10 protein-coding genes and 1 pseudogene are annotated in these 8,437 nt (G+C 68.2%); all 11 read right to left on the bottom strand.

The genetic code is table 11. The annotated features are described in order from the left end of the window. Positions 1-57: 57 nt before the first annotated feature. Entirely contained in the window at positions 58-936 is an 879-nt protein-coding gene (locus Q0C41_RS26730) for a type II secretion system F family protein (protein ID WP_291989221.1), read from the bottom strand. Continuing rightward, a complete protein-coding gene (locus Q0C41_RS26725; RefSeq protein ID WP_367079313.1) occupies positions 933-2,279 on the bottom strand; it encodes a CpaF family protein in 1,347 nt (448 codons plus the stop codon). Before Q0C41_RS26725 ends, Q0C41_RS26730 begins: the two co-directional genes overlap by 4 nt. A gap of 721 nt (positions 2,280-3,000) precedes the next feature. Then, positions 3,001-4,212, bottom strand: coding sequence for a pilus assembly protein N-terminal domain-containing protein (locus Q0C41_RS26720; protein WP_291989217.1), 1,212 nt, complete (start codon positions 4,210-4,212; stop codon positions 3,001-3,003). A gap of 16 nt (positions 4,213-4,228) precedes the next feature. Beyond that, entirely contained in the window at positions 4,229-5,071 is an 843-nt protein-coding gene (gene cpaB, locus Q0C41_RS26715) for a Flp pilus assembly protein CpaB (RefSeq protein WP_291989215.1), read from the bottom strand. A 60-nt stretch (positions 5,072-5,131) separates the two neighbouring features. Continuing rightward, complete coding sequence (locus tag Q0C41_RS26710; RefSeq protein WP_291989214.1) at positions 5,132-5,779, bottom strand: hypothetical protein; 648 nt, start codon at positions 5,777-5,779, stop codon at positions 5,132-5,134. After that, positions 5,766-6,701: a Tad domain-containing protein gene (locus tag Q0C41_RS26705; RefSeq protein ID WP_291989212.1), complete on the bottom strand. Its 936-nt coding sequence runs from the start codon at positions 6,699-6,701 to the stop codon at positions 5,766-5,768. The genes Q0C41_RS26710 and Q0C41_RS26705 overlap by 14 nt, the downstream gene beginning before the upstream one ends. Then, entirely contained in the window at positions 6,694-7,128 is a 435-nt protein-coding gene (locus tag Q0C41_RS26700; protein WP_291989210.1) for a hypothetical protein, read from the bottom strand. Before Q0C41_RS26700 ends, Q0C41_RS26705 begins: the two co-directional genes overlap by 8 nt. 23 nt (positions 7,129-7,151) lie before the next feature. Further along, positions 7,152-7,403 carry a hypothetical protein gene (locus tag Q0C41_RS26695; protein ID WP_291989208.1) on the bottom strand — a complete coding sequence of 84 codons (252 nt, stop codon included), beginning with the start codon at positions 7,401-7,403 and terminating at the stop codon, positions 7,152-7,154. Between the two features lie 27 nt (positions 7,404-7,430). Beyond that, the gene (locus Q0C41_RS26690) at positions 7,431-7,670 is read right to left on the bottom strand and encodes a hypothetical protein (protein WP_291989207.1); all 240 of its coding nucleotides are present in this window, start codon (positions 7,668-7,670) and stop codon (positions 7,431-7,433) included. Then, positions 7,667-7,843 (bottom strand): hypothetical protein, encoded by a 177-nt coding sequence (locus Q0C41_RS26685; protein WP_291989205.1) that lies wholly within the window; start codon positions 7,841-7,843, stop codon positions 7,667-7,669. Before Q0C41_RS26685 ends, Q0C41_RS26690 begins: the two co-directional genes overlap by 4 nt. A gap of 92 nt (positions 7,844-7,935) precedes the next feature. Then, positions 7,936-8,437, bottom strand: a pseudogene (locus Q0C41_RS26680) (hypothetical protein); the annotation flags it as partial.

The raw sequence follows: 8,437 nt of genomic DNA, 5'->3' as shown, positions 1-8,437 counted from the left end.
GCCCGGTGCCCGGTGCCCGATTGCCGGTTCCCGGTTCCCGGTTCCCGTTCTTCGACCTCATACGTCGATCTTCACGAGCTTGAGCATGGCCCAGAGCCCCATCAGGTCCAGGGCGGTGATGATCGCGAGAATCACCCAGCCGAGGATCGTGTTGAACAGCGGCGCCGTGTACGTCGGGTCGATGAACGAGAACAGCAGCAGCATGCCTGGGGGCATCAGGCACATGATGAACCCCTGCGTCATGCCCTGCGCCGTCATCGACTTGATCTTGCCCGACACCTTCTTCCGCTCGACGATGGTGTTGGCCACCACGTCGAACGTCTCGCTCAGGTTGCCACCCGTCTCGCGCAGCGTGAGGATCGAATCGACCACGATGCGTACGTCCTCCAGTGGCACCCGCTCCGCGAAGCGCCGCAGCGCATCATCCATCAGCCGCCCGAGGTGGATCTCCTTGACCACGCGGGCGAGTTCGTCGGCGATCGGCGGCTTGGTCTCGCGCACCGCCAGTTCGAGCGCCTGCTGCAGGCTCAGGCCGGCCTTGAGACCGTTGGACATCAGGCGCAGGGCGTCCACCAGCTGGTCGTCGATGCGATCGAGCCGCTGGTGGCGGCGCCACAGCACGAAGACGCGCGGGATGAAGTAGCCCATCCCGGCCAGGAACAGCGCGAAGAACACCCGGCTGGCCAGCGCGCTGCCCAGCAGGAAGCCGATCAGGGCGCCCCCCACCGTCATGCCGGTGATGAAGTTCTGGGCGCGTTCGATGGTGATCGCCTCGAACATCGCGTCGAACTCGTCGACGATCCAGGAGCCGTACGTGCGCGTCCGCTTGCGCCACCAGGCGCCGACCGATTCGCCGCCACCGGCCACGAACAGCACCGCGGCCACGAACAGCACGCCCAGCCCCACCACCTTCAGCAACAGCATCGTCGGCGTCATAGCGTCTGGTGGAGGAAGATCTCCTCCGGCACCTGGATGCCGAAGTTCGGCAGGTTCTTGACGAAGGCCGGCACGTGACCGGTGGGCCTGAACTGGCCCAGGACCTTGCCGTCAGGCGACAGGCCGGTCTGTTCGAAGCGGAAGACGTCGCGGGTGATGAACTGTGCGCCGTCCTGCCCGCAGATCTCGGTCACGTAGGTGATGCGACGACTGCCGTCCTGCAGGCGGGACTGCTGCACCACGAGCTGCACCGCCGACGAGATCTGATCGCGGATGGCCCGCGCCGGCAGGTCGAGTCCCGCCATCAACGACAGCGTCTCGAGTCGGCTGAGCGCATCCACCGGCGTGTTGGCGTGCAACGTCGTCAGCGATCCGTCGTGGCCGGTGTTCATCGCCTGCAGCATGTCCAGCGCCTCGCCGCCGCGACACTCGCCGACGACGATGCGGTCGGGGCGCATGCGGAGGGAGTTGCGCACGAGGTCGCGGATGGTGATGGCGCCCTCCCCCTCGATGTTGGGCGGCCGCGACTCGAGCGACACGACGTGGTCCTGCGGCAGCTGCAGTTCGGCCGCATCCTCGATGGTCACGATGCGCTCGTCGTCCGGAATGAACGACGACAGCACGTTGAGCAGCGTGGTCTTGCCCGAGCCCGTGCCGCCGGAGATGACGATGTTCTGCCGCGCGTGAACCGCCGCGCCGAGGAACGTCGCGATCTGTTCCGTCATCGAGCCGAAGCCGATCAGGTCGGGGACGCCGAGCAGCTTCTTCGAGAACTTGCGGATGGTGATCGCCGGGCCCTTGAGCGCCAGCGGCGGGATGATGGCGTTGACGCGGCTGCCGTCGCGCAGCCGGGCATCCACCATCGGCACCTTCTCGTCGATGCGACGGCCGAGCGGCGCCACGATGCGCTCGATGATGCCGCGCAGCTGATCGTTGCTGAGAAAGCTGACGGTGCTCAGCGTGAGGTGGCCCTTGCGCTCGACGTACACCTGGTCGATGCGGTTGACCATGATCTCGGTGACGGTCGGGTCCTCGAGCAGGTCCTCGAGCGGGCCGAGCCCGAGTGCCTCGTCCATCAGCTCCTTGACGAGCTGTCGCCGATCCTGACGCGTGACCTCGGTGGCCTCCTCCTGCACCAGCGCCACCAGCTTGCCCTCGACGCGGACGTGCATCTCCTGGCGCTTGACCGGATCGTGGAGGTAGCCGAGGTCGCCCTTGCGCAGGTCGATTTCCTCGATGAGGCGGCGAAGGATGCGCAGCTTCAGGTCGCGCCGGACGTCGGACGGCACCTCGGCGCCGCCCTCCTTCGCCCCTTCGGTGCGATGCCGGAAGGCGCGCTGGATGAACGTGCGCGAGAGGTCCGCGAAGCCCGCCGCCAGGTCGTCGTCGGGCCGCAGTTCCATCAGCGTGCGCCCCTTCGACTCCACCCACCTGACCGTCTCGTGCTGCTCGGGCAGATAGCTCAGCACCTGCAACCCGAGGCTCGACGCCCCGGTGCCGGTGTGCGTCTCCGTCGTCCGGTTGACGCAGATGCCGACGGCGGTCGGCGGCACCTGCGCCGCGCGCAGCAGGCCGAGCAGGTGCCCGGCGCGCGCGAGGCCCTGTGGCGACGGGTCGACGACCACACACATCTGGTCGGTGCGATCGAGCAGGAAGGCGCCGACATCGCCGGTCAGCAGCGACAGGTCCATGACCAGGTAGTCGAAGGCCTGGTCCATGACGTGGAAGACCTGCTCGAGCACCTTCCGGTTGAGCGCGTTGGCCTGGACGACGTCGTTGACCAGCGACAGGCAGGGCACGCCCGACGGCGACGACGTCAGGTACGACGTCAGGAACTCCGGCGTCAGCCGCTCGAGCAGCGGCAGCAGGTCGCTGATGCTCTTGGTGCGCGGCAGGCCCATCTTCTGGCAGCCGTCGCCGGGGCAGGGGGCCGAGGCGTCGAGGTAGATCACGCCGCCGCGGACCTGCTGCAGGATGCCGACCGCGAGGTTGGTCGCGACGAAGGTCTTGCCGGCGCCCCCCGAGCCCGACGTGACGCCGATGACCTTGAGACGAGCCATCGCGTCAGGGCTGCGCCGCGATCGTGAGCGCGGGCCGGAAGACGACGAGGATCTGGGTCTTCTTCGCCTTGTAGTTGTTGGATCCGAACAGGCTGCCGAACACCGGCACGAACTGCAGGCCGGTGCCGCTGGCGCCCGGCACGCTGCTGGCCGCGGACGCGCCCCGGGTCGCCTTGCCCATGGCACTCATGCCGCCGGCAATCGCCGGCGCCGCCAGCAGGTCGTTGCCCGACACGGCGAACGGCACGCCCTCGGCCGTCGAGAACGAGTAGCGCGACCGGCGCCACACCTCGGGGTCATAGAGGTTGTACTCGAGCGGCACGTTGGTCTCGACCTCGACGGCGGTGATCAGGCCGCGACTGCCCGGGCGCGGCCGCACGGTGAGCCGGATGCCGGTGTCCTTCAGCGCCTTGTCGCCCTTGTTCTTGGGGTCGACCGCAGGGCCACCGATGAAGACCTCGCCTTCACCGCCGATGGCGGCGGTGACCCGCCCCTTGTAGAGACTGCGGCCCGACGGCTCGACGCCGCGTCCGTACTCGCCGGTCTTGAACTGCGAACTCGCCTCGAAGAGCTCGAGTTCGTATTCGACGGCATTGGGCGCGGGCGCCTCCACCGTCGCGACGGCGGTGCCCGGGCCGCCACCCGGGATCGTGGTGGTCGTCGTCGGCCCAGTCGAGGGCCCGGTCGACGGGCCGGTCGTGTATCCCGGGGGACGCGCCGCGGCGGCGACACGCACCGCCGACTGCACTTTGGCTACCCGCGCGAGCTGCGTCACGGCGGTGAGTTCATCGGTGCTGGCGACCGTGCCGGTCAGCAGCATCTCGCCCCCGAGCTTCGAGATGGCGACGTTGGGATACGAGGCCAGCAGCGTCTTCAGATCGGCCTCGACGGTCTGCGCCTCACGCGTGGTCACCACCAGCGTGATCTCGTGGCGCAGGACCTTCTTCTGGTCCCACACGTTCAGCGTCGTCCGGCCGGGCTTCTTGCCGCGCAGCATCAGCTGCTTGCGGCCGGACACCGGCTCGTACCCGGCCGTGGTCGGCGAGCCGAGGACAATGTCACCCATCGCGTAGCCAGGGCTCCACGTCGTGACCTCGTTGACGTAGATGGTCAGTTCCTCGGCGGTCGGCTGGGCCTCGGCGGAGGCCCCTGCGGCCAGCACGCCCAGGGCGAGCAGGCCCCCGGCGATCAGGCGGCGCGTGAGAGGGAAGAACATGACGCCTCCTCGAGTTCTAGAACAGGCCGCGGCCGACGTCGCGGAAGCTCTGCACCGCCCGCGCCTTCGGCTTGACCGGAATCTGCACGTTCAACAGGCCCATCGGGTCGAGGAACGGCAACTGCACGGCGGTGTCGTCGAGCGACGAGCGCAGCGACAGCGTCAGGTCGCCGACGTTCTGGGCCAGGATCAGCTCCTGCACCATCTTCGGCTCGACCAGCAGCGTCACGGTACGCAGCGTGCGCTCGCGCGACGGCGGCTGCGCGGCGCCGGCCGACCCGGCCGTCTCCGACTGCACCCGCTCGCGCCGCAACTCCTTGTTGACCGCGACGACGAAGACGTTCTGCATCATCGTGCGGACCTCGGTCTTCTCGTCGGCGTACGCCATGCGGCCGTTCTGGTAGCCCACCGGCCGGCCGAACTCGAAGGTGCCCACGATATCGACGAAGTTGCCCGGTCGGATGAGCCCGCCGACGCCCGTGTCGTCGGTGACCGTGATGGCCACGGCCCGGCGGCCGCGCGGGACCTCGAACGAGAGCGCCTCGGCACCGGCGTCGGCCAGCATGCTGCCGCTCACCTGGGTGCCCGCGGCGATCGGGACGACGGCGACGCGGCCGGCGACCTCCTCGATGGTCGGGAAGGTCTGCGGCTGCCGGTACTTGCGCGGCACCGAGACGCGCTGGATGGCGCCCTGATCGATCGCCGTCCCGGCCGGAATGGCGGCCCGGGTGACGATCACGTTCTGCATGTCGACTTCCTCGTAGAGCTGGCGTTCGAGCCCACGCACGTAGACGTAGACGAGGAACACGGCCAGGACACCGAGGACGAGGGAGAGGAGGAGTTTGGCGCGACCGGACATAGGTGTGTCGATTCAGAGAACAGGTTGGAGGTGGTCAACCGAACGGGCGGCAGACCGGCCTCAGTCGTCCCAGGGGCAGTTGCCGAAGATGCACGAGGTCGCGCAGCCCAGGAAATCGTCCATGCAGTCCTCGATCTTGTTGAGCGTCTGCACCGCGCCCTGGACGTCCTGGAGGGTCTCCTTGAGTCCCGTGATGTCGAGCACGGCCGACTCGCCGTTGTAGAAGAGCCAGCCGAAGTAGTCGCCCGACCCGACCTCCTCGATCCCCGCGAACGCCAACTCCCACGGGTCGCCGGCGTCGAGGCCCCCGCCCGCCTTGGTGCGCTTGCACGGCGGGCTGGACGGCGTGCAGTTGCCGTCCGGATCGCCGTGCTGCTCGACCCAGTGGCTGTAGATGCGCAGGTCCTCGGGCAGGTCGTCCTGGAGCAGGCCGACCCGGGGCAGCTCCCGCGCCGACGCGATGCCGTTGTCGGCGTCCCAGATCACCTTGACGGTCTCGCGGTCGTACTTGGTGCTCTTGTTGTTGTATTCCCAGAAGCCGCTCAGCATCTCCCCGTGCACCTCCTGCAGGGTGCGCGAGACGCTGCGGTTGGTCAGGTAGAACTGGAAGGCGATCGACAGGAACACCACGCCCAGGAAGGCGATGAGCATGGTCTCGATCGCCGCCTGACCCGACTCGGAGGTGCGGGGCCGCTCAGTACGCGACACGGCGCCACTTCTCGAAGATCTCGTCATAGTTGCCGCCGTTGAGGGCGGCCATCGGCGCCAGGTACATCGCGGCGGTGGTCAGCGGCTCCATCTTGACGCGGTAGTCGTCGCTGCCGTCCTCGATGGTGCCGCCGGCCGGTTTGGCGTGGGCCGCCGCCGTCATCGCCGGGATGGCGTCGTCGCCGAACACGTCGAACGGGTTGAAGATCGGCTTGGCCTCGGGCGCCCGCACGACCCACACGAACGAGATCGTCTCGCCGCTCTTCTCGTACCACTTCACGTAGCTGTACGAGGCCGGACAGTAGCCGAAGGGGAAGCACGGCACGACGTAGTAGACCGTGTTGCGGATCGGCTCCTCGTCGACGAGGCACGGCAGGAGGAAGAACGTGTCGTCGAGGAACGGCTGGTCGGTGCAGACCGTCGGCCGCGACTTGGTGAACGGCACTTCGTCGCTGACCGAGTCCTCGCCGTTCGAGATCAGCCCGGGACGGAAACCCTCCCACCACTGCAGCTGCTCGCCGGGGAAGAGGTCCTGCGAGTTGTACCAGGTGACGCGCGACGCTTCGTCGTAGGGGATCTTGGCGTAGCCGAGCTGAATGCCGAGGTCGACGAAGTTGATGATGGTGGTGCCGACCTCGAAGATGGTCTGCATCACGCTGTCGAGGCCGATGAAGCCGGCCGCCGGCACGCCGATGCTCGCCACCGGTTCGAGGTCGTGCCGCCAGTCGTTCACCTCGGCCAGGCCGTTGAGGCCGATGGCCATGTTGGTGGCGCCGGTCCAGGCGCCGGCGTCGGCGAGGATCTGCAGCGCGATGCGGCGGTTGATCGCCTGACCGACGTTGACCATCGTGCCGACCATCACGGTCATCAGCACGAGGAAGCAGAGGAAGAACGGTGTGGACTGGCCGCGTTCGCTAGTCATTGTCTCCACCGCTCGGGGCGTCGTCCTGGGTGTGGGACGGCGCGAAGGCGACGATCTCGATGCCGTCGGGATCGATCCACTCGTAGATGGGCGCGCCGAACGGCACGCGCGTCCGCACCTCGTAGCCGAAGGTGATGCCCTTGAACGTGTAGCTCACCTCGACGGGCTGTTCGCCGCCCTCGTCGGCCCACCAGTTCAGGTTGTCCATGACGGCCTCGGCCGCCAGTTGCGGACTGTTGCCGACGACAGCCGCCCGCGACGCCGCAAAGGCGGCGTACGTCACCATGTACCGCGTGACGGCGAACATCACGAGATGCATGAGGCCGAAGATCAGGAGGAGCAGGAAGCCCATCATGATCATCGACTCGAGCGTGGCCTGGCCGCGCCGCGCCGAAGCGCGGGCGGCCGGCCGGCCTGGAGTGCGCACGGACGTCCTGACGGAATCCGCGGCTACTGATCGACGGTGGACTTCTTGTCCTTCGAGGCGCCGACCGCGTCGCTTGCCTTGTTGGACCAGTTCTCCGCCGCCGGCTTGACCTTGTCCCAGAAGAACAGGATGAAGGCGATCAGGATGACGGCCGCCATGATGCCGACGATCATCAGGTACTCGGTCGGCGTCTGGCCGTCCTCGCGGCGCAGGCGCCGGGCACTGATGTTGCGTCGGATGGTCCGGATGATGCCGCTGTCGTTCATGACGTCCATTTGCGATCTCCTTGGGCCCGAGGGCCGCTACTGACACTCAACGCCCGGCTCGGGCTCGACGAACTCCGGACACGGGGCCGGAGGGGCTTCTTCGTCACGCGGCGGGCTCGAGAGGTGCAGCACCATGTGCTCCACCACCTTGACCCCGACCGTCTTCATCGTCGGCACGATGATCGACGTGAGCACGATCAACATCGCCGTCATCAACCCGGCGATCATCAGGTACTCGTTCGCGGTCTGGCCCCGCTCGCTCCGCACGCGCGTCACAGACCCACCGTCCGCACGCTGCGCGCGATCATCCGCACGGCACTCACCAGCACCGGCTGCAGCAGGCCCGTGAGCACGATGGCGACGGCCGTGAGGATACCGGCCACCATCAGCCACTCGACGGCCACCTGGCCAGAGACACCGGCCCTGCGCAGTGCGCGGTCCTCAGTCACATCACCTTCCGGATGAGCTCGATGCCCCGCATCATATGCCGTTGCCGGGCCGTTGCGCCCGTTCACCTGCATCAACCCGCCAGCGATCACGCTCACTCGCGGACCGCCGCGATGACCCATCCGCGCCCCTGCCGCACGAGATCGAACACGAACGTCCGTCGGATCGTGAGTCCCTGCCCCGGTGCATACGCGCCAGTGGTGCCGGGCTGTGTCAGTTGACACGCCGCCACCGCGTGCGAGGCGTCGCGTGACGTGATCTCGCATCCAGTCAACGTCAGCGGAGCCGAGAACGAACTGGTGACGCGTTTCAGATGGTTGTCATCCACCCCCGGCCACACCCGGCGGATGCCCGACGCATGCGCCGTGTTCCTGGCCGCCACGTAGCCGCGCACCAGACCGAGGCCCTCGTCCTCCGGGGTCTCCACGGGCGGCGGATCGGGCTCGCGCCGTTCGATGGGCCGCGGGGCCGGCTCGGACACGACGGGCGGCTCGACGTCCCTGGGCACATCGCGTTCGGGTGTGACGGCCACGCGCGCTGGCGGGACCTCGGCCGGACGGGCCCGGGGCGACTCGCGTACCGGCGCGGGCACGCGC

It is taken from the genome of Luteitalea sp., assembly GCF_022842525.1.
Taxonomy (GTDB): Bacteria; Acidobacteriota; Vicinamibacteria; order Vicinamibacterales; family Vicinamibacteraceae; genus Luteitalea.
This window is presented reverse-complemented; position numbering and strand designations above follow the sequence as displayed.